The sequence below is a fragment of the Brevundimonas sp. genome (genome assembly GCF_046299595.1).
Classification (GTDB): domain Bacteria; phylum Pseudomonadota; class Alphaproteobacteria; order Caulobacterales; family Caulobacteraceae; genus Brevundimonas.
The window spans coordinates 988530-1009577 of the sequence record NZ_JBKBHQ010000001.1 but is presented as its reverse complement, the minus strand read 5'-3'; the positions used below and the strand labels follow the sequence as shown (position 1 = coordinate 1009577).

Genomic DNA, 21048 nt, shown 5'->3' with positions numbered 1-21048 from the left:
GATGTGCGGTTTCGTCTTTTCGGCGACGCGGCGCCCCGTGCCGGGCTTCATCCGCGCCGCCCATGCCCGCCAGCGCCATCGCGGCCCGGACGGCGAGGGCATCAGCAGCGAGCAGGTGGGCGACACCCATATCGCCATGGCGCACCAGCGCCTTGCCATCGTCGACCTGAGCGACAACGGTGCCCAGCCGATGGACAGCGCATCCGGCCGCTACCGGATCGTTTTCAACGGAGAAATCTATAACTATCAAGAGCTTGCGGCTCAATTTGGAATCTGGGGGGGGGTAACTCCGCGCTCCGGCACGGACACCGAGGTCGCCCTTGAGCTGATCGAGCGCCTCGGCATGGACGAGGCCTGCCGCCACTTCAACGGCATGTGGGCCATGGTGGTGCACGACCGGCGCGAGGGCCGCGTGCTGATCTCGCGCGATCGCTTCGGCAAGAAGCCGCTCTATGTGTTCGCCGATGACAGCGGGGTCTATCTGGCCTCCGAGATGCACAGCCTGCTGGGGCTGGAGGGCGTGCGCCTCGAGGCCGACACTGCCGTGGCGGCGCGCTATCTGGCCCAGTCGCTTCAGAACGCCGATGAGCGAAGCTGGATCGCGGGCATCAGCGCCTTTCCTCCCGCCAGCATCGGCGAGATCGATGTCTCGGACCCCGGTGCCGGGATCGTGCGCCTGCGCCGCTTCTGGCAGCCACCGCTGGATGCGCCCTTGGCGGGCGGTGACGATCTGATCGAGAACCTGCGCGCCCTGGTCGAGGATTCCGTCCGCCTGCGCCTTCATGCCGATGTGCCCGTGGGCGTGGCCCTGTCGGGCGGCCTCGATTCCTCGATCATCGCGCTTCAGGCCGCGCGGCGCGCCGGGCACGAGGTGACGCTGTTCTCGGCCGTCAATCCCGGCTCCCGCGATGACGAGAGCGCCCATATCGACGCCATGGCCGGGCACATCGGGGCGAATGTGCGCAAATACCGCCTCGATCCGGGCGAGGGCGAGGGACTGGCCAGCCTGCTGCGCCGCTGTATCCGCCATGGCGACGGGCCGCTGTCATCGTTCTCGAGCGTGCTGTTCTACAAGCTGATGGAAAGCGCGCGTGACGCTGGCATCACGGTGGTGCTGACCGGGCAGGGGGCGGACGAGGCCTTCTGCGGCTATCGCAAATATCCCATCCTCGAGATCAAGCGCCGCCTTCAGGCGCGCCAGCTGGCCTCGGCGGCGAGGCTTGCGGCGGGCTTCATCGCCAATGGCACCTTGCTGCCGGAGTTCAACCTGCGCGAGGCCAAGCGCTACATGGGCGGTTCGAACCGTGCGGTGCTCGGCCCCATGGTGGCCGAGGCCCTGACCATGGAGCCCTTGTCGCACATCGGCACGCTGGCGGGGCGACAGTGGGCCGACATCAGCCGCTATTCGGTGCCGTGGCTGTGTCACTACGAGGATCGCATGTCGATGGCGTGGTCCAGAGAGGTGCGCTCGCCCTATCTGGACTATCGTGTGATCGAGATGGGCCTGCGGATGCCCGAAGATCTCAAGCTGTCGGGCGGCTGGACCAAATACGCCCTGCGCCGCGCCTTTGCGGATGACCTGCCGCGCTCCATCGCGTGGCGCAAGGACAAGAAGGGCTTCGTCAATCCGCAGGACGACTGGCTGAAGGGCGCGCTGAAGTCCGACGTGCTGGAGGTCATGTCCGCCCCCGATGCGCGGGTCTATGGGGCCGGACTGGTGGACCGTGCCGGCTATCTGGAGCAGTTCGGGCGCTACTGCGCGAGCTCGGGCGCCGTGTGGTTCCGCGAGGTGTTCGCTCCCTATGCGCTGGAGCTGTGGCTGCGCGAGCTGGACGCGATCCGCTCCGGCCTCAGGGCCGCTGCGGCCTGACCCGCCTCAGGCGGCAGGCACGAAGGATGCCGCCTCCTGCCCGTTATCGTTGCCCTGCGTGGGCCTGGACAGGGCCGCCACGAAGCGGTCGCGCCACAGCGACACGTCAGAGGCCCGCACCGCCTTCATCATGCTGGTGTGCCGCGCGATGCGCTCGGCCAGCGGCATTTCGAGCGCGCGCAGGATCGCCTCGGCCATCTCGTCGCGGCTGTAGGGGTTGACGATCAGGGCTCCATCCAGCTCGGCGGCCGCGCCCGCAAAGCGCGACAGCACCAGCACGCCCGGATCGTCCGGCGACTGGGCGCACACATACTCCTTGGCGACCAGGTTCATGCCATCGCGCAGCGGGGTGACCAGCCCGATGCGGGCCGCGCGATACATCCCGGCCAGCTGGTCTCGGCGGTAGTTCTTGTTGAGATAGCGCACGGGCACCCAGTCCATGTCGCCGAACTCGCCGTTGATGTGCCCGGCCAGAGCGTCCAGCCGCTCGCGCATATGCTGATAGCTCTCCACCTGCTCGCGCGACAGGGGCGCGACCTGAAGCATGAAGACCTGGCGGTGGTATTCGCTGTGGCGGTGCAGGAAGGTCTCGAAGCCGTGCAGGCGCTCCTCCAGCCCCTTGGAATAGTCCAGACGGTCCACCCCGATCAGCATCTGGCGGAAGGCGGCCGAGGCGGCCATGCGGTCATAGGTGCGCACGCCCAGCGGCGAGTTTCGCGCCTGCTCGAAGCCCTCGACATCGATGCCGATGGGAAAGACGCCGCCCTCGACGCTCTTGCCGAACGCCGACAGGGTGTTGCCGCTGCGCGCCCCGCCCGCCTCGCAGATCACGTAGTCGGCCAGCAGATCGAACCATTCCTCGGTGTGAAAGCCGATCAGGTCATAGTCGAACAGCGTCTCCACCAGCCGCTGGTGATAGGGCAGGGTGACCAGAAGCTGGCGGGCCGGCCAGGGGATGTGCAGGAAGAAACCGATGCGGTTGGTGATGCCGAGGCGCCGCAGGTCGCGGGCCATGGGGATCATGTGATAGTCGTGTATCCAGATGATGTCGCCGGGCTGGATCAGCGGGGCCAGGGCCTCGGCAAAGCGGCGGTTCACGCGCTCGTAGCCCATGCCGAACTGGCGGTCATAGGCGGTCAGGTCGACCCGGTGGTGGAACAGCGGCCACAAGGTGCGGTTGGCATAGCCGTTGTAATATTCCTCGACGTCCTGGGCTTCGAGATCGAGCGTGCCCACGGTGACGCCGCCGATGGTCTCGACCCTGACATCGCCCGAATAGCTCTCGCAGGTCTCGCCGCTCCAGCCGAACCACAGGCCGTCGTATTTGCGCAGCGCCGCCGCCATGGCCATGGCCAGGCCGCCCACGGCCGCCGCACCGCTGTCCTTTGGCGCATTGACCCGGTTCGATACGACGATCAGTCGGCTCATGATGGTTTGTGCCTCACCTGACGGATGTCCAGGGGCGGCTGAGCAGCACCGCGCAGTTGATGATCCCTACCAACGAATAGGTCTGGGGGTAGTTGCCCCAAAGCTCGCCGGTATCGACCGCGATGTCCTCGGACAGCAGGCCTGCGGGCGTGCGCCGCGCCAGCATTTCCTCGAACAGGGTGCGTGCCTCATCCGACCGGCCGTTCAGGTGCAGGGCTTCGATGAACCAGAAGGTGCAGAAGTTGAAGGCGGTCTCCGGCTCGCCGAAGTCGTCGGCCTCGATGTAGCGGAACAGATACGGCCCGCGCTTCAGGTCGCGCTCGATGGCCGCAAATGTCGCCTTCTGGCGCGGATCGTCGATGTCGAGATAGCCAAGATCGGTCAGTTGCAGTAGCGAGGCGTCCAGCTCGTGCCCGCCGAAGCTGGCGCCATAGCGGCCCTCGTCCGCGACGAAGGCCTCCGCATCGATGCGCTCCCGGATGGCCGCGGCACGCTCGGCCCAGACCCTGGCGCGCTCGGGCAGGCGCATGACCTCGGCAGCCTTGGCCAGCCGGTCGCAGGCCGCCCAGCACATGACCGCAGAATAGGTGTGCACCCTCGCGATGGTGCGGAACTCCCACAGGCCCGCGTCGGGCTGGTCGTGCACCGCAAAGGCCCGCTCGCCCACCTTCTCCAGCGCATGGAAGTCATCGACATTGCCGGGCCTGAGCAGGCGCAGGTCATAGAAGGACTGCACCAGTGGCAGGACGATCTGGCCATAGACATCGTGCTGAAGGTGCTCGTGCGCCTGATTGCCCACGCGGACCGGCTTCATGCCACGATAGCCCTTCACGCTCTCGACAATGCGCTCGCCGATGCCGGGCTCCAGCCCCACCCCATAGACCGGCTGGACGTGACCGCCCTTCGACTGGTCGACCAGATTGCGCAGGTAGACCAGATAGTTCTCGAGGATGTCCGCCGCCCCCAGCCGGTTCAGCGCCCGCACCGTGTAATATGCATCGCGGATCCAGCAGTAGCGATAGTCCCAGTTGCGCCCGCTTTCGGGGAACTCGGGCACCGAGGTGGTCAGGGCCGCGACGATGGCGCCTGTCTCCTCGTAGGCGCACAGCTTGAGCGTGATCGCCGCGCGGATCACCGCATCCTGCCATTCCAGCGGCAGGGACAGGGTCCGCACCCAGTCACGCCAGTAGGCGGTGGTGCGCTCCAGCATGGCGTGGACGCCCGCGCGCACCTCCTGATCGAAGCTCTCGTCGGGTCCGAGGAAGAAGGCCATCTCGCCTTCCAGCCGGAAGGTGCGCCCGCCGAGGATATGGCTGACCGGACAGTTGGTGGTCAGGCGCAAGGTCACATCGGTGCAGCGATAGCGGATGTGGTTGGAGCCCGAGGTGGTGGGCGCAGCCTCCGCACCCCAGTGGCGGGCGGGCCTCAGGGTCATGCAGATGCGCGGAGAGCCTGACAGCGGCCGGATTATGCGCGCATAGGCGATGGGCCGATAGGTGCGGTCATGCTTAGCGTGACGTGGGCAGAAGTCGAGAATCTCTACCGAAGCACCATCCAGCGCCGTCAGCACGGTGCGAAGGATGGGCGTGTTGCGCAGATAGGACTGGTGAACGCGGCTCTGGCCTTCCAGGCGCACGCTCCAGAAACCGTGCGTGGGGGCATCACCGTCCATGAGCGCGGAGAACACCGGGTCGCCGTCGATGCGGGGCGCGCAGGCCCAGACATAGGAGCCCTGTTCGTCGATCAGGGCGCTGACGGCGCAGTTGCCGATTGGCCAGAGGGCAAGATTCGGCGTGAACTCGGGTGTGCAGGCCGCGTTCATTCGCGCCCGCCCGCCATGGCCTCGAGCCAGTCGCGCACCCGCTCGGGACCGTCCAGACGATAGCGAGCCAGGCTTTCGCGCGGCTCGCCGACAAGAATGCCGTAACCGCCCAGCGCCTCGCACGCCGCAAAGGCGCTTTCATCGGTCAGATCGTCACCCAGCATGACCGGCAAATGCCCCGCGAAGGGATGCAGTTCCATCAGCCGCGACAGTGCCTGGCCCTTGCTGGCACCGGGCGTCCTGATCTCGATGACGGCCTTGCCGGGCTGAAGCTCCAGGCCGTGGCGCGCTGCGATCGCGCCGGCCCCGGCCACGAGGGCGGCCTCCGACGCAGGGTTCTGGCGATAGTGCAGGGCCATGGCTGTGGGCTTGTCCTCGATGAAGGTGCCCGCCAGCCCCGCCGTCAGGGCCGCTGCCTCCTGGCGGGCAGCCGCAAGGCCCCTGGCGGGGGCGGTGCGATCGCTCTTGCCCGAGGGCAGGCGCAGCTCGAGCCCGTGCGTGCCCGCAACGACGCCCACGCAGCCTTCCAGTATGCGATCGACCTCATCGAGCGTGCGTCCCGAAAGCACCGCCACCCGCCCCCCAAGCCGCGCGCCCAGCGCCCCCAGCACGCGCGCTCGCCACGGCTCTGGGCCGACATCCTCGGGGCGTTCCATGATCGGAGCGAGCACGCCGTCCAGATCGAGGAACAGGGCGTGGTTCGGAGCGAGAGGCGGCGGCTCCGGCAGGGGCGCGAGGGAGGCGGGTGCGTTTATGGCTGGATCTCCTGTCCGGCTAGGGTCTGGATGCGGATGGTGCGGCGTTTCGGGGCGCGAACCTGACGCTGACACCTGACACTGGCAGGCCAACGCCGCACCGCCCGCTCCGGCTTCGTAACAGAGTGTTTCACATTCGCCACAGCCAAGGTGGAAATGCATCTTCCCTAACCGGCCCGCAAAGGCCGCCGGATGGGCGGGCGAGGGCGTTCCGGCTGCCTTATCAATGTTCAGCCTGGTGCACCCCTCAAGCCCGGTCTCAAGCCTCGTCTCAAGGAAAGGCGGTCACGTCTGACGCGAATACGGTGTTCGCGCACCATGGCGGTAGCCTGGTCATGTTTTCGCGGCATGCTGAACAAAGTATTATCCATCCGATAAGGCCCAAATTTGAAACGGAAAAAAGTTGGGCATTTGTCCGGTGTCGCACAATATTCCGATTACTCACGGCGGCCTTGAGGAACGCCACAGATGCGAATGAGAAATTTCCGTCGCATTGATCTCAAAAATAATGGCCTTGCCAGCGTGGCCGTATGATGGAATTTCGTCTCCCGTTTGAGACGGGAACGATTCACCCGCTGGGGTGTTACTGGCTCGGTTCCGTCACCTCTCCGGGGGTTGTCCGCTTCACCGCTGCGTGATAGGTAGCCACCACGTTCAGATGTGCTCTTTTTGGAGACTATAAATTATGCGGAAGTTGGTTTGTCTCGTTGCCGTTGGCGCCCTCTCGGCGTCCGGCGTTGCCCTCGCTTCCGGTGGAAGCGCCACGCCTGCGACGGACGTGCAGGCTCCGGTGGCCCGCGTCGCCGCCGCTGATGCCAGCCTGATGGTCGATCGTGGCAACGGCTTTGAATCGGCTGGTGCCGTTGCCATGCTGCGCGCTGGCGACGTCGTGATGGCGTCCTCGGACACGCAACTGGTTTATGGCGACGGCTGCTCGGTGCAGGTGGCCTCGGCGACCCCGATGGCGGCTCTGGCGGCCTCGCCCTGCGTTGACGCCTCGATGGTCGAGCGCGCGGCCTACGTCCAGATGGGCGGCACCGGCGGCACCTTCAACAACACCTTCGTGCTGGGCACCCTCGGCCTCGGCCTCGGTGTGCTGATCGCTCTTCTCGCCGAGAATGACGACAGCGACGACACGCCCTTCACGCCCTGATCAAAGAGCGTACAATCTGAATACGGGAAGGGGCGGCTGCATCAGCCGCCCCTTTTTCTTGCGTGACTTTCTCCCTGCGCCCACACCGTGAAGCGCCGCCTGCCGGGATGGGAGCGGGTCGGGGGACTCCCGTTGTACGCCGATGCGCCCGGCTGATCTCGGGCTCGACTTGGCTTCAGGCCCTGGTCGCAGGCTCGCGGACGGCCCCGGTGTCCTCGAGCGCTGCCGGATCGCCGGGGAGCCAGGCGACGCGGCCGTCATAGATGTCCTGATCGAGGATGCGCTCCTCCTTCGCGACCAGCACCGGCACCAGCATCTGTCCGGTGACATTGGTGGCCGTGCGCATCATGTCGATGACCCGGTCGATGGCGATGATGTAGGCGATGCCTTCCAGCGGCAGGTTCACGGTCGAGAGCACCAGCGTCAGCATGACGATGGAGGTGCCCGGAACCCCTGCGGTACCCAGCGAGCCCAGCACCGCCGTCAGACCGATCAGCACATACTGGGTCAATGTCAGCTCGATACCGAAATACTGGGCGATAAAGACGGCGGCGATGGCTGGATAGATGGCACCGCACCCGTCCATCTTGACGTTGGCCCCCAGGGGCACGGCGAAGGCGGCATAGGTCTGGGGCACACCGAGGCGCTCGACGCTCTGGCGCAGGGTGATGGGCAAGGTCGCCAGGGACGATGAGGTGGCAAAGGCGGTCTGCTGGGCGGCAAAGGCGCCGCGGAAGAAGGACAGCACCTTGAGCCCGTGCAGCTTGAGCAGGCCGCCATAGACCACGAGTATGTGGAACAGGCAGGCCACATAGATGGCGACCACGAACCTGCCCAGCGGCAGCAGGGCCGCAAAGCCATAGCTGCCCACCACCCAGGCGATCAGACCGAACACGCCGAAGGGCGTCAGCTGGATCACCCAGCGCGTGATGCGGAAGATCAGCGCCGAGCCCTCCTCGACCAGATTGCGAAGTGCGGCGGTGCGCTCGCCCAGAACCGACAGGGCCGCGCCCACGAGGGCGGCGAAGAACAGCACCTGAAGCACTCGGGTCTCGGCCATGGCGGCGACCGGATTGTTGGGCACGATGTTGATCAGCACCTCGATGGGCGTGGGGATCTCGCGCTCGCGCACCTCACCCAGCGGCAGGTTCGACAGCCCCAGCCCCGGATTGATCAGGTGGGCGAAGGCGAGGCCCACAAGCACCGCCAGCACCGAGGTCACCACGAACCAGAACAGGGTGCGCAGGCCCAGCGACGCCACATTGCCCACCTCCGACAGTCGCGCGACCGAGGCGGCGATGGTGAAGAACACCAGCGGGATCACCACCATGCGGATCAGGGCGAGGTAGATGTCGCCGATGGGCTTGAACCAGACTTCGGACGTCGGACCGACGATCAGGCCTGCGATGATGCCGAGGCCAAAGCCCAGGGCCACGCGCTGCCAGAGGGGGATGTTGAAGAAGCGGCGCACCATGGCGGGCGGTCCTTGAGCGTACAGGTGCGCCCTAGATGTTCACGCCTGTGCCGTTTCGCAACTGCGAGACATCATGATCGGCCCGCAGACGCCTCAGGCCGCCTCGCCAACCTTTGCGCCACCCACTACTCCAGCCTCTGCGCCAACCTCTGTGCCGGGCTCGATGCCCGACAGCACGCCGACCACCGCATTGATCAGGGCGTCGGGGCGGATCGGCTTGGCCAGGTGCAGGTCTGCGCCCGAGGCCAGAGAGTCACGCACGTGCTCGGGCAGGGCGTTGGCGGTGAGCGAGATGACCGGCACGCGCGCCCGGCCCTCGGCCATTTCGTGCGCGCGGATGGCCCGCGTGGCGCTGAGGCCGTCGAGGCGGGGCATCTGCACGTCCATCAGCACCAGATCGAAGCGCTCGCGCACGGCCAGGTCGAGGGCGTCCTGCCCGTTGTCCACCATGGTGAGATGCACGCCGAGGGGCTGAAGGATAAGGCTTACCACGCGCTGATTGGTGGGATGATCCTCGGCCAGCAGCACGCGCAGCCCCTCGAGCGGCCTCGATGGGGCGTGAGGCTCGGCTGGGGCGGGGACGTGACCCGCATCCTCGATGCGCTCCAGCGGCAGCACCACCGCGAACACCGAACCCGTTCCGGGCGTGGAGCGCACGTCCATGCGCCCGCCCATCATTTCGACCAGCGAGACCACGATCGACAGTCCGAGCCCCGTGCCGCCATAGCGCCGGGTCATGGAGGCATCGGCCTGCTCGAAGCGGCGGAACAGACGGCGTGCCACCTCGGCGTCAAAGCCGATGCCGGTGTCGCGCACCGCCAGGCGCAGCCCCTTTTGGCCAAGGGTTGCGCTGAGGCGCACGCTGCCGTGCTCGGTGAACTTGACGGCATTGGAGAGCAGGTTCGACAGCACCTGGGTTACGCGCGTCGCATCGCCCAGATACTGGCCGCGTGCCCTTGCGCTCACGCTCCATGACAGGCGGATGCCCTTGGCCGCCGCGGCCGCGCCGTGCAGGGCCGCGATGCGCGCAATGGCCTCCTCGAGGTCGAAGGGGGCGCTCTCCAGGCGCAACTGGCCCGCCTCGATCTTGGAGACGTCCAGAATGTCGTTGATGACCTGTTCGAGCAGGCGTCCCGATGACGAGATCAGACCGGCCATCTCGCGGCTCTCGGGCTCGCTCTGGCGCTGGTGCAGCAGGTCGGCGAGAGCCACGACCCCGTTCAGGGGCGTGCGCAGCTCGTGGCTCATGTTGGCGAGGAAGGCGGACTTGGCCTCGTTGGCGCGCTCAAGCTCGAGCGTGCGCTCGCGCACACGCGCCTCCAGCGTCTCGACGCCCTCGCGCACCCGCGCGCGCTCGGTCGAAAGGGCGCGGGCCAGCGCGCCGATCTCGTCGCCCTTGCCCTCGATGTCCGCGATGTCCGCAGCGTTGCCGTCCTCGGCGACGGTATCCTCCCCGTGGCGCACGATGCGCGCGATGGGCTTGACGATCAGGCGACGCGCCAGGGCCACCACCAGCAGGGTTTGCAGCAGCAGGGCCAGCAGCCCGAGGAACAGTATGCCCGACGCGGCCTCGCGTGCCGCCGTGGCGATCTCGGCGCGCGGGCGCGTGACGAGGAAATACCAGTCGGGGCCGGGAATGTGGCCATAGGCGATGAAGTTCGCACCGTCCGGCGAGACCAGCACGCCGTGCGCGCGCCCGCTGTCGCGAATGTGGGCGATGACGGCCGAGATGCCCATGTCCTGATGATAGCGCTGGATTTCGCTGCTGCTGGCGAGACCGGGGTTGAGAAAGCCGGGCCAGGCCAGCAGGTCGCCTTCCGCAGAGACGACGAGTCCCGTGGCGCCTTCGGGCGCGCTGCTGATCGCATTGGACAGATAGTCACCGACATGCAGGCTGGCTCCCCACACCCCCACCACGCTGCCGTCCACGCTCACGGGCGTCATGCAGGCGATGCGCGAGCGCACGCCCGCATCGTCCGAGGCGAGCCTGCGCAGGGGCGTGCACTCGAGGCCATTGCCTCTTTCGAGCGAGCGCGCCAGCAGGGGCGCGTATTCGGCATGGAAGAACACCGAGTCCGCCGGCGCATGGCGGCGATAGAACATCAGCCGGTCCTCGCGCTCGGGCCCATAGATGACCAGATGCTCGTCAGGGGTCAGGAAATAGAAGTTGTCATAAAGATCGCGCTCGGTCTGGCCCATGGCGAACACGGTGCGCGTGGCCGCCAGCAAGGTGCGTTGCTGCGCTTCGCTGATCTCGGCGCCATCGGCCATGAAGGCGGCCAGGCCGTAGACCTGCGCCCCCGTGCCATCGGAAAAGCCCTCGAACAGGGCGTCGATGGACCGGCGCGTGCCATCGGGTTGCAGAGGAAAGATGCGCTCGAACATGGGCGAGGCGCGCTCCATGACCAGCCCGTCGTGCAGGCGCGCGAAGATGGTGCTGGCCGCAAGGTGGCGGCTCTCGAGCGAGCGGAACAGATCCTGTTCGGTGCGCGAGCGCTCGCGCGCATAGAGCTCCATGTCGGCCAGCTTCTGGGCCTCGAACCGGTCACGGAACGCGCCGAAGGCTCCCGCAAAGGACAGCCCCATCACCAGCAGCGATATGGCCAGGATGCCGAGCAGCAGCTTGCGGGTCAGGGACAGGTCGGACCACAGGGTCCGGGCCCGTGACATGAAGGCCCCTGACATGAAGGCCCGTGTCATGAAGAAATCTGCGGCCATGGTCTCGCAACGCTCTGGACAGGTGGCGCCACGATGTCATGGGCGGCCTAAGATCGCGTTACGCGCCCGCATCAGGCGTTTGCTCTCCTGCCCGGTTATCCTGTAACAGTTTCGGTCACCGAGCGACGACGAGGGGCGTCAGGGGGCACTGATCCCCGCTCCAGGCGGGCTCGGCCATGACATAACCCCATCGGGAGAAACCCCACAATGAGCCTGCGTTCGCTGTTGCTCGGCGCGTCGGTCGCCGTGCTGAGCCTGTCAGCCGCCACCCTCGCCAAGGCCGACGAAGGGATGTGGACCTTCGACAACTTCCCTGCCGCGCGCGTCAACCAGACCTATGGCACCAGCATCGATCAGGCCTGGCTGGACCGGGTTCGCAATGCCAGCGTGCGCCTGTCCAGCGGCTGCTCGGCCTCGGTGGTCTCGTCCGAAGGGCTGCTGCTGACCAACCACCACTGCGTGCTGACCTGCATCCAGAACCTGTCGGACAGCCAGAACGACTATGTGCGCAACGGCTGGGTGCCCGCCACCCGCGAGGATGAGCGCCAGTGCGTCGGCACCGAGGCGGAAATCCTTCAGGGCATCGCCGATGTCACCGAGCGCGTGCGCGCCGCCGGCGAGGGCCTGTCGGGCGAGGCGTTCACCCGCGCGCGCGATGCCGAGATCGGCCGCATCCAGAGCGAGGCCTGCCAGGGCCGCGAGGACCTGCGCTGTCAGGTGGTGAGCCTTTATCGCGGCGGCCAGTACAAGCTCTATACCTTCCGCCGCTATTCGGACGTGCGCCTCGCGTTCGCGCCCGAGTTCCAGTCCGGCTTCTTCGGCGGCGATCCCGACAACTTCAACTTCCCGCGCTACAATCTCGATGCCGCCTTCCTGCGCGCCTACGAGAACGGCCAGCCCGCCTCCACGCCCGCCTATCTGGAGTGGAACGCGAGAGAGCCCGTGGTCGGCGAGCCGGTGTTCGTCTCGGGCAATCCCGGCTCGACCGAGCGCCTGCTGACCGTGCGCCAGCTAGAGATGCTGCGTGATCTCTCGATCCCGATCGGCCAGCTGATGCGCGCCGAGCTGCGCGGGCGGCTGATCAATTTCTCGCAGCAGAACGACGAGAACCGCCGCGTGGCGCTGAACGCCCTGTTCGGCCTTGAGAACTCCTACAAGGTGTTCTTCGGTCGCCAGTTCGTGCTGAACGACCGCGCCTTCATGGATATCAAGCGCGAGGAAGAAGCGGACCTGCGCCGCCGCGTCGCCGCCGACCGGGCTCTGGCCCAGCGCATCGGCGATCCGTGGAGCCAGATCGCCGAGGCCCAGGACGCCATGGCCGAGCTGTTCCTGCCCTATCGCCAGTTCGAGGCCAATGCGGGCGAGGGCTCAATGCTCTATCGCTATGCCCGCACCATCGTGCGTGCCACAAGCAGCGGCAATGTCTCGCCTGCGGTGCGCAACGCCCTGGCCGCGACCACGCCCGTCGATGCCAGCCTTGAGGAACTGCGGCTCGAGTTCTGGCTGTCCAAGACCCGCGAGCTGCTGACGGTGGACAATCCGGGCGTGCGCACCCTGCTGGGCAACGAGAGCCCCGAGGGCCTGGCGGCGCGCATCGTCGCGGGCACCAGCCTGGCCGATCCGGCCGCGCGCCTCGCCCTGCTGGACGGCGGCATCGAGGCCGTGCGCGCCTCGAACGACCCCATGATCCAGTTCGTGCTGGCCACCGAGGGTCTCGGCCGCGACGTGCAGCGCCAGTGGTCCGAGCGCGTCACGGCTCCGACCGAACAGGCCGCCGAGCGCATCGCCCAGGCCCGCTTCGCCGTGTTCGGCGACAGCATCTATCCCGACGCCACCTTCACCCCGCGCCTTTCTTACGGTGCGGTCGAGGGCTGGAGCTATCGCGGCACCGATGTGCCTGCCACGACGCAGATCTCGGGACTGTACCAGCGCGCCACGGGGGCCGATCCCTATACGCTCGCACCGCGCTGGGCCGAGGCGGAAGGTCGCGTCAACGGCGATCTGGTGTTCAACTTCGTGTCCACCAACGACATCATCGGCGGCAACTCCGGCTCTCCGGTCATCAATGCCGACGGTGAGGTCATCGGCACTGCCTTTGACGGCAACATCCACTCGCTGGGCGGTGCCTACGGCTATGACGGCAGCATCAACCGGACGGTTTCGGTCTCGACCGCAGCCATCACCGAGGCGCTGCGCACGGTCTATGGCAACGCGCGCCTGCTGCGCGAGCTGGGCGTCGAATAGGGCCTGAACCGGGGCCGGGGGGCATGCGCTCTCCGGTCCCTTCTTTTTTCTCGTTACGGCCCGGCCACAACGTTTCATGCAAGGCCCGGCCACGGATCATTTTTTATCGGAGGGATCGTCATGCGCCTTCTCACTCTCGGTGTCTCGGCCGCAGCTCTCATGATGGCGGGTGCCGCCAGCGCGGAAGAAGGCATGTGGACCTTCGACAACTTCCCCATCAGCCGCGCCAACCAGCAGATGGGCACCAGCATCGACCAGGCGTGGCTGGACCGGGTGCGCCTCTCGTCGGTCAGGCTGACGACGGGCTGCTCGGCGGGCTTCGTCTCGGGCGAGGGGCTGATCTTCACCAACCAGCACTGCATCCGCACCTGTGTCCAGAACCTCTCGACGCCCCAGGTGCAGTACAACGAGACCGGCTTCACTCCCCGCAGCCGCGACGAGGAACAGCGCTGTCAGGGCATGCAGGCCGAAGTGCTGATCGACATCTCGGACGTGACCGAACAGATGCGCACGGCGGGCGCGGGCCTCGATGGCCAGGCGTTCACCCGCGCGCGCGACGCCGAGGCGGCGCGCATCGAGGCCGAGGCCTGCGAAGGGCGCGACGAGCTGCGCTGTCAGGTGGTCAGCCTGTATCGCGGCGGTCAGTTCATGCTCTACACCTTCCGCAAGTACGAGGACGTGCGCCTCGCCTTTGCGCCCGAGGAGATCGCCTCGTCCTTCGGTGGCGACCTCGATAATTTCAGCTTCCCCCGCTATGCGCTCGATGGTGCCTTCCTGCGCGCCTACGAGAACGGCCAGCCTGCCGTCACGCCCAACCACTTCCGCTGGAATCCGAGTGCGCCCCAGCCCGATCAGCCGGTGTTCGTCTCGGGCACGCCCGGCGCGACCCAGCGCCTGCTGACCCAGGCCCAGCTCTACACCATCCGCGACATCACCATGCCGATGGACCAGATCCTCAGCTCGGAGCTGCGCGGGCGTCTGATCCGCTTTGCCGAGGAGAGCGACGAGAACCGCTTCATCGCCGCCACGGCCCTCTATGGGGTCGAGAACAACTTCAAGCGTTTCACCGGGCGGATGCGCGCCCTGATCGACGCCGACTTCATGGGCCGCCGACAGGCCGCCGAGGACGAGTTCCGCGCCCGCGTTCGCGCCGATCAGGCTCTGGTGAACGAGGTCGGCGATCCGTGGGCGGCGCTGGAAGCCATCCAGCCCGTATATGCCCAGCTCTATCCCGCTGCCTCCATGCTGGACCAGCGCGCGGGCGGCGGCTCGGCCCTGTTCTCCCATGCCCTGACGCTGGTGCGCGCCGCCCAGGAACTGCCGCGTGCTTCCGCCGAGCGTCTGCCCGAGTTCGCCGACAGCCGCCTGCCCCTGCTGCGCCAGCGCCTGTTCGCGGCCACGCCCGTCTATGCCTCGCTCAATGAAATCCAGCTCAGCTGGTGGCTGTCCAAGACCCGCGAGGTGCTGACGGTGGACGACGAGCGCGTGCGTGCCATCCTCGGCCGCGAGAGCCCCGAGGCCATGGCCGCGCGTCTGGCCAGCGGCTCGCGCCTTGGCGATCCCGACTATCGCCGCGCCCTGTTCGAGGGCGGCATGGCGGCCATCGAGGCCTCCGACGATCCGATGATCCAGTTCGTGCTGCGCATCGAGCCGATCCTGCGCACTGTGCGCACCGAGTGGCAGGAGCGCGTTCAGGCCCCGACCGATCAGGCGTCCGAGCGCCTCGCGCGCGCGCGCTTTGCGGTCTATGGCACTGACATCTATCCCGATGCCACCGGCACGCTGCGCCTGTCCTACGGCCGGGTGGAGGGCTGGACCTATGATGGCCGCACCGTGGAGCCGCGCACCTTCTTCTCGGGCCTGTTCGAGCGGGCCACGGGCGCGCCGCCCTTCAACGTCGCCCCGCGCATCGAGGCCGCGCGCGAGCGCATCGACATGAATGCGGTGGTGAATATGTCGGTCTCCACCGACACCATCGGCGGCTCGTCGGGCTCTCCGGCCATCAATGCCGCAGGCGAGATCATCGGGGCCAACTTCGACTCCACGGTCCTGACCCAGCGCAATGCCTATGGCTATGACATCAACGTCAACCGCAGTGTGATCGTGACCGCCCAGGTCATGACCGAGGCGCTTCGCAACATCTACGACATGCCTCACCTGCTCGAAGAGCTGGGCGTGGATCACGGGAACTGACAGCGCCATGAGACTGATCGCCATAACCGCCGCCGCCCTGGCCCTGTCATCCCTGAGTGCGTTCAGCGCGCGCGCCGACGAGGGGATGTGGACCTTCGACAACTTCCCGCTGCAACAGGCCAATGCGGCGCTGGGCACGCGGCTGGATCAGGCGTGGCTGGACCGCGTGCGGATGGGCTCGGTGCGCATCAGCGGCTGTTCGGCCTCGTTCGTGTCGCCCGAAGGCCTGATCCTGACCAACCAGCACTGCATCCGCACCTGCATCCAGGCCAATGCCTCGCCCGGTCAGGATCTGCTGGCCGAGGGCGTGTTCGCGCGTACCCGCGAGGCCGAGCTGCGCTGCCCCGGCCAGAGTGCCGAGGTGCTGCTGGAGATACAGGACGTCACCGCGCGCATCGGCGAGGCCACCCGCGGCCTGTCCGGTGGCGAGTTCGCCCGCGCACGCGAGGCAACCTTTGCGGCCATCGAGCAGGAGGCCTGTGCCGGGCGTGCCAGCGAGCGCTGCCAGGTCATCAGCTTCTATCAGGGCGGCGAGTTCAAGCTGTATCGCTATTACCGCTACACCGACGTGCGCCTCGTGTTCGCGCCCGAGCATCAGGCGGTGATCTTCGGGGGCGATCCCGACAACTTCAACTTCCCCCGCTATGCGCTCGATGCCGCCTTCCTGCGCGCCTATGAGGACGGGGTGCCGGCGATGACGCCGCACTTCCTGCGCTGGAACCCCCAGCGCCTGCGCGATGGCCAGCCGGTGTTCGTCTCGGGCAATCCGGGCTCGACCTCGCGCCTGCACACCATCGCCCAGCTTCGTGCCGAGCGGGACTGGACGCTGCCCTATCAGATCAAGCGCTTTGCCGAGCTGCGCGGGCGCATGATCATTTTCGCCGCCCAGAGTGACGAGAACGCCCGCGTGACCCGCGACGTGCTGCGCGGGGTCGAGAACAATCTGAAGCGCTTCTACGGCATGCAGCGCGCCCTGGCCGACCGCAGCTTCTGGAACGGTCTGGTCGATGCTGAATACGCCTTCATGGCCGAGGCGCTGGCGCGCGATCCATCCCTTGCCGACGCCTTTGCCGAGATGCAGGCGGCTCAGGACCGCCGCCCCGAGCTGATGGACCGCCATGACTGGCTCGAGAGCGGCGCGGGCTTTGGCTCGGTGCTCTATGGCTATGCCCGCAGTCTGGTGCGCGCAGGCCTGGAGCGCGAGCGCCCCAGTGGCCAGCGTCTGCCCGAATATGCCGACAGCCGCCTCGGCGCGCTGGAGCGCAGCGTGCTGGATGCCCGCAATATCTCCAATGACCTCGAGGTGCTCTATCTGGCCTTCTGGCTCAACAAGACGCGCGAGGCGCTGGGCACCGATGCCCCCGAGGTCCAGACCATGCTGGGCCGCGAAAGCCCCGAGGCACTGGCCGAGCGGCTGGTGGCGGGCACGCGCCTTGGTGATCCCGACTTCCGCCGCCAGCTGTGGGAAGGGGGCCGCGTCGCCATCGAGGCGTCGGACGATCCGCTTATCCGCTTCGTGCTGGCCAATGACGCCAATGCCCGCACCATCCGCCAGCAGTGGCAGGCCGAGGTGGCCGGGCCGACCAGCCGCGCGGCATCGCGCATCGCCGAGGCCCGCCTCGCCATCTATGGCACCGAGGGCTATCCGGACGCCACCGGCTCGCTGCGCCTGTCCTATGGCCGCATCGCGGGCTGGAGCGAGGGCGGGCGCACCGTGCCCTCGATGGTGACGGTGGCCGGCCTGTTCGAGCGCGCCACGGGTGCCCCGCCCTTCAACCTGTCGCCCCGTCTGCTTGAGCGCGGTGACAGGCTGGAGCGCGACGCGGTCTATACGGTGGCCAGCAACAACGACATCATCGGTGGCAACTCCGGCTCTCCCCTGCTGAACGAGCGCGGAGAAGTCGTGGGGGCGGTGTTCGACGGCAACCTGCCTTCGCTGGGCGGGGCCTATGGCTTCGATGCCAGCGTCAACCGCACGGTGACGGTCACGGCCGAGATCATCACGGCGGCGCTGGCCGAGCTTTACGACATGCCCGATCTGGTCTCGGAGCTGACCGGGGGGCACTGAGCCCCCGGTCGTGCTCACGGGTTGGGGTGTCAGGGCTGGCGCAGGGCCTTGCGGGCGGTCGAGAAATACTGCCAGCCCGTCCACAAAGTCACCAGCGCCGCGAACCACAGGAACAGGTCCGCTGCGGTAGTGAAGCCCGGATACCAGGCTTCCTCGATGAAGCGCTCGCGCAGCACCACCACCAGCAACTGAAGGCCAAGGGCGATCATCTGCAGGGCCGTCTTCCACTTGGCCAGCAGGGTGACGGGCAGCTCGACGCGCCCGGCGGTGCTCTCACGCAGGGCCGAGACGGCGAACTCGCGGAACAGGATCAGGCCGAAGGGAATGATGGTGGTGGGCGTGGTGCCCGATGCCAGCACCCCGATGACCGTGCCGGTCACCAGCACCTTGTCGGCAATGGGATCGAGGATCGCGCCCCAGCGGCTGGTGGCGTTCCAGCGCCGCGCCAGCCACCCGTCCACCCAGTCGGTCGAGGCGGCGATGACGAAGATCACGAAGGCCGTGCGCTGCAGGGCGAACTGGTCCTCGATGCTGAGGTAGGCCGAGAGGATCGGCACGCCGCCCATGGCCCCGGCCAGCAGCAGGAACATCACCACCCCTGCCACCAGCCGCAGGCCGGTCAGCAGATTGGGCACGTGATCGAGAAAGCGGGGATGGGTCACGCGAGCGCTCCGGTTCAGTCGACGGGGCGGAAGGTCTGATCGGCCCCCAGGCGGCTGAGCGTACCTTCCCTGATGCCGAAGTGAAGCCCGATGATCTCCAGATCGCCCTTCGCCTCGCGCTCGGCGATCCAGGGGAAGGTGCGCAGATTGGCCAGCGACAGGCGCACCACCGCTTCCTCGGCGCAGCGCTCCACCTCATTGTCGGCGCAGCCCTCCAGCGCATGGCGCACCGCCGGGGCGGCCTGTGCCATCCACGGCTCGACGAAATCGCGGCACAGCTCGGGCGCGCCACTGACCACCGAGGCGACGCCGCCGCAGTGGGCGTGGCCCATGACCACGATGCGCTTCACCTTCAGCACCCGCACGCCGAACTCCAGCGCCGCTGACACGCCGTGGCGCTGGCCGTCGGGCTCGTAGGGCGGCACGATATTGGCCACGTTGCGCACCACGAACAGCTCGCCCGGCGCGGTATCGAAGATCATGGCCGGGTCCGCGCGGCTGTCGGAACAGGCCACCACCAGGGTCGAGGGGGTCTGGCCCCTGGCGGCCAGGGCCTCGAAGCGCGCCTTCTGCTCGGGCCATGTCCGCTCGCGAAAGCGCCGGTAGCCGTTGAGAATCTCGTCCATGACAGCCTCCTGATACTTTGGCGCACCAGCCATAGCGCCGATGGCGATGACAGGGCACCCGCTCATAGCGAAGTTTGCGCCGCTGGCCAGCGGCCCGTGCTTATCCCTGGCGGAAGAAATCGTGTATGCGCCGGGCCATGGCTTCATTGACGCCCTCGACGCGCATCAGTTCCGCCACAGTGGCACGGGACACGCCGCGCGCCGAGCCGAAGGTCTGGAGCAGGGCGCGCTTTCTCTTGGGCCCGATGCCCTCGATGCCGTCCAGCGGGTTCTTCTTCATGTCGATCTTGCGCCGCTGGCGATGGGCGCCGATGGCGTAGCGGTGGGCCTCGTCTCGCAGGCGCTGCAGATAATAGAGCGCCGGGCTCTTCTTCGGCAGCATGAAGGGCGCGCGCCCCGGCATGAAGAATCGCTCCATGCCCGCATCGCGGTCCGGGCCCTTGGCCACGCCAACCAGACGGATGCCCTCAAGGCCGATCTGCGCCAGGGCCTCTTCGGCGGCCTTGAGCTGGCCCGCGCCGCCGTCGATCAGCACCAGATCAGGACGCGGCGGGCTCTCTCCGGCGGCCTCCTCCTTCATCAGGCGCGAGAAGCGCCGCGCCATGACCTCGCGCATCATGGCGTAGTCGTCGCCGGGGGTCAGGCCGTCGCTGTCGATGTTGAACTTGCGATAGGCGGTCTTCATGAAGCCGTCCGGCCCGGCCACGATCATGCCGCCGACCGCCTGGGCACCCTGGATGTGGCTGTTGTCATAGACCTCGATGCGCCGGGGCGGGGCAGGCAGCTCGAAGATCTCCGCGATCTCGGCCAGGATCTTCGACTGGGCCGAGCTTTCGGCTAGTTTCCGGCCCAGCGCCTCGCGCGCATTGCTGAGCGCGTGGTCGGTCAGGGTGCGCTTCTCGCCGCGCACCGGCACGGCGATCTCGACGCGGTGCCCGGACTTCATCGAGAAGGCCTCGGCCAGCAGCTCGGTCTCGAAGGGCGCGTGCGAGCACAGGATCAGGCGCGGCACCGCCTTGTCCTCATAGAACTGGGCGAGGAAGGCGCCCAGAATCACCGCCTCGTCATCGCTCCTGTCCACGCGCGGAAAATAGGCCCGTCCGCCCCAGTTCTGACCGGCGCGGAAGAAGAACACCTGAACGCAGGCCTGACCGCCATCGGCGTGAACCGCGATCACATCGGCCTCGTCGAGCCGCACGGCCTGGATGTTCTGGGCCATGCCGATGGTCGAGAGCGCGCGCACCCGGTCGCGCAGGGCGGCGGCCTCCTCGAAGCGCATGTCGTCCGAGGCTTGCTGCATCCGCTCGGACAGCTCGGCAAGGATGGCCCGCGATCGCCCCTTCAGGAAGCCTTCGGCCTGACGCACCAGCGCGCCGTAGTCCTTCAGCGAGATCTCGCCCGTGCAGGGCGCCGAGCAGCGCTTGATCTGGTGCAGCATGCACGGTCGCTCGCGCGATTCGTAGATCGCGTCGGTGCAGGTGCGCAGCAGGAACGCCTTCTGCAGGGTGTCGAGCGTCTGGTTCACGGCCCATGTCGAGGCGAAGGGGCCGAAATAGTCGCCCTTTATGGTGCGCGCGCCGCGATGCTTGGACACCTGCGGGGCGGGGTGATCGCGGCGGATCAGTATGGCGGCAAAGCTCTTGTCGTCGCGCAGCAGCACATTGAAGCGCGGCTTGAGCTTCTTGATGTAGTTGGCCTCCAGCAGCAGGGCCTCGGTCTCGCTGGCTGTGACCACGATCTCCATGGTGCGCGTCAGATTGACCATCAGGGCGATGCGCTGGCTGTGGAGGCGGCCTTGCGCATACTGGGTGATGCGCTTCCTGAGGTTCAGCGCCTTGCCCACATAGAGGCACTCGCCATCGCCGCCATACATCCGATAGACGCCCGGCTTTTCGGGCGCGCGGCGCGCCTCGCTGCGGATCACCTCCGGCCCGGTGAGGCCAAGCGACGCCGCCGTGGCGGGCTCGCTTTCGGAAGGTGGGATTTCGGGCGGCGCGCTCATGACAGCCAATATAGGGCCTCGGGCGTCACGACG

At 67.4% G+C, this 21048-nt stretch carries 13 protein-coding genes; 5 read left to right on the top strand and 8 right to left on the bottom strand.

Features of this window, described 5'->3' with window-relative positions; translation table 11 throughout:
• Position 1 precedes the first annotated feature (1 nt).
• Positions 2–1870, top strand: a complete 1869-nt coding sequence (gene asnB, locus ACK4E3_RS05040; protein WP_409697227.1) for an asparagine synthase (glutamine-hydrolyzing) — start codon at positions 2–4, stop codon at positions 1868–1870.
• Between the two features lie 6 nt (positions 1871–1876).
• Here asnB and ACK4E3_RS05035 read toward each other — a convergent pair whose 3' ends face one another.
• Genes ACK4E3_RS05035 through otsB form a run of 3 tightly spaced genes read right to left on the bottom strand, consistent with a single transcriptional unit; the run spans position 1877 to position 5848 of the window.
• The gene (locus ACK4E3_RS05035; RefSeq protein WP_409697224.1) at positions 1877–3298 is read right to left on the bottom strand and encodes a trehalose-6-phosphate synthase; all 1422 of its coding nucleotides are present in this window, start codon (positions 3296–3298) and stop codon (positions 1877–1879) included.
• Between the two features lie 13 nt (positions 3299–3311).
• On the bottom strand, positions 3312–5120 hold the full coding sequence (locus ACK4E3_RS05030) for a glycoside hydrolase family 15 protein (protein ID WP_409697221.1): 1809 nt from the start codon (positions 5118–5120) through the stop codon (positions 3312–3314).
• On the bottom strand, positions 5117–5848 hold the full coding sequence (otsB, locus tag ACK4E3_RS05025; RefSeq protein ID WP_409701087.1) for a trehalose-phosphatase: 732 nt from the start codon (positions 5846–5848) through the stop codon (positions 5117–5119). The genes ACK4E3_RS05030 and otsB overlap by 4 nt, the downstream gene beginning before the upstream one ends.
• Positions 5849–6560: 712 nt before the next feature.
• Here otsB and ACK4E3_RS05020 point away from each other — a divergent pair.
• Positions 6561–7028, top strand: a complete 468-nt coding sequence (locus tag ACK4E3_RS05020) for a hypothetical protein (RefSeq protein ID WP_409697218.1) — start codon at positions 6561–6563, stop codon at positions 7026–7028.
• A gap of 175 nt (positions 7029–7203) precedes the next feature.
• Here ACK4E3_RS05020 and ACK4E3_RS05015 read toward each other — a convergent pair whose 3' ends face one another.
• Entirely contained in the window at positions 7204–8502 is a 1299-nt protein-coding gene (locus ACK4E3_RS05015) for a dicarboxylate/amino acid:cation symporter (RefSeq protein ID WP_409697215.1), read from the bottom strand.
• Positions 8503–8595: 93 nt separating this feature from the next.
• Positions 8596–11172 carry an ATP-binding protein gene (locus ACK4E3_RS05010; protein WP_409697212.1) on the bottom strand — a complete coding sequence of 859 codons (2577 nt, stop codon included), beginning with the start codon at positions 11170–11172 and terminating at the stop codon, positions 8596–8598.
• A 255-nt stretch (positions 11173–11427) separates the two neighbouring features.
• Here ACK4E3_RS05010 and ACK4E3_RS05005 point away from each other — a divergent pair, with 255 nt between their 5' ends.
• The 3 genes from ACK4E3_RS05005 (at position 11428) to ACK4E3_RS04995 (ending at position 17725) form a co-directional block, all read left to right on the top strand.
• Positions 11428–13464 carry a S46 family peptidase gene (locus tag ACK4E3_RS05005; protein ID WP_409697209.1) on the top strand — a complete coding sequence of 679 codons (2037 nt, stop codon included), beginning with the start codon at positions 11428–11430 and terminating at the stop codon, positions 13462–13464.
• 120 nt (positions 13465–13584) lie between these two features.
• A complete protein-coding gene (locus ACK4E3_RS05000; protein WP_409697206.1) occupies positions 13585–15657 on the top strand; it encodes a S46 family peptidase in 2073 nt (690 codons plus the stop codon).
• Positions 15658–15664: 7 nt separating this feature from the next.
• Complete coding sequence (locus ACK4E3_RS04995) at positions 15665–17725, top strand: S46 family peptidase (RefSeq protein ID WP_409697203.1); 2061 nt, start codon at positions 15665–15667, stop codon at positions 17723–17725.
• A gap of 29 nt (positions 17726–17754) precedes the next feature.
• Here the strand turns inward: ACK4E3_RS04995 and pgsA are convergent, their stop codons facing one another.
• The 3 genes from pgsA to uvrC all read right to left on the bottom strand — a co-directional run bounded on the left by pgsA (position 17755) and on the right by uvrC (position 21015).
• Complete coding sequence (gene pgsA, locus ACK4E3_RS04990) at positions 17755–18315, bottom strand: CDP-diacylglycerol--glycerol-3-phosphate 3-phosphatidyltransferase (protein WP_409701084.1); 561 nt, start codon at positions 18313–18315, stop codon at positions 17755–17757.
• Between the two features lie 86 nt (positions 18316–18401).
• Positions 18402–19013: a carbonic anhydrase gene (locus ACK4E3_RS04985; protein WP_409697201.1), complete on the bottom strand. Its 612-nt coding sequence runs from the start codon at positions 19011–19013 to the stop codon at positions 18402–18404.
• A gap of 100 nt (positions 19014–19113) precedes the next feature.
• Positions 19114–21015, bottom strand: a complete 1902-nt coding sequence (gene uvrC / locus ACK4E3_RS04980) for an excinuclease ABC subunit UvrC (protein WP_409697198.1) — start codon at positions 21013–21015, stop codon at positions 19114–19116.
• Positions 21016–21048: the final 33 nt, after the last annotated feature.

Bases quoted from the DNA above. Each gene is read 5' to 3' on its own strand.
- ACK4E3_RS05020 (WP_409697218.1), top strand. From the start codon at position 6,561: ATGCGGAAGTTGGTTTGTCTCGTTGCCGTTGGCGCCCTCTCGGCGTCC.
- pgsA (WP_409701084.1), bottom strand. From the start codon at position 18,315: ATGTTCCTGCTGCTGGCCGGGGCCATGGGCGGCGTGCCGATCCTCTCG.
- ACK4E3_RS05005 (WP_409697209.1), top strand. From the start codon at position 11,428: ATGAGCCTGCGTTCGCTGTTGCTCGGCGCGTCGGTCGCCGTGCTGAGC.
- asnB (WP_409697227.1), top strand. From the start codon at position 2: ATGTGCGGTTTCGTCTTTTCGGCGACGCGGCGCCCCGTGCCGGGCTTC.
- ACK4E3_RS04985 (WP_409697201.1), bottom strand. From the start codon at position 19,013: ATGGACGAGATTCTCAACGGCTACCGGCGCTTTCGCGAGCGGACATGG.
- ACK4E3_RS05030 (WP_409697221.1), bottom strand. From the start codon at position 5,120: ATGAACGCGGCCTGCACACCCGAGTTCACGCCGAATCTTGCCCTCTGG.
- ACK4E3_RS05000 (WP_409697206.1), top strand. From the start codon at position 13,585: ATGCGCCTTCTCACTCTCGGTGTCTCGGCCGCAGCTCTCATGATGGCG.
- ACK4E3_RS05010 (WP_409697212.1), bottom strand. From the start codon at position 11,172: ATGTCACGGGCCCGGACCCTGTGGTCCGACCTGTCCCTGACCCGCAAG.
- ACK4E3_RS05015 (WP_409697215.1), bottom strand. From the start codon at position 8,502: ATGGTGCGCCGCTTCTTCAACATCCCCCTCTGGCAGCGCGTGGCCCTG.
- uvrC (WP_409697198.1), bottom strand. From the start codon at position 21,015: ATGAGCGCGCCGCCCGAAATCCCACCTTCCGAAAGCGAGCCCGCCACG.
- ACK4E3_RS05035 (WP_409697224.1), bottom strand. From the start codon at position 3,298: ATGAGCCGACTGATCGTCGTATCGAACCGGGTCAATGCGCCAAAGGAC.
- ACK4E3_RS04995 (WP_409697203.1), top strand. From the start codon at position 15,665: ATGAGACTGATCGCCATAACCGCCGCCGCCCTGGCCCTGTCATCCCTG.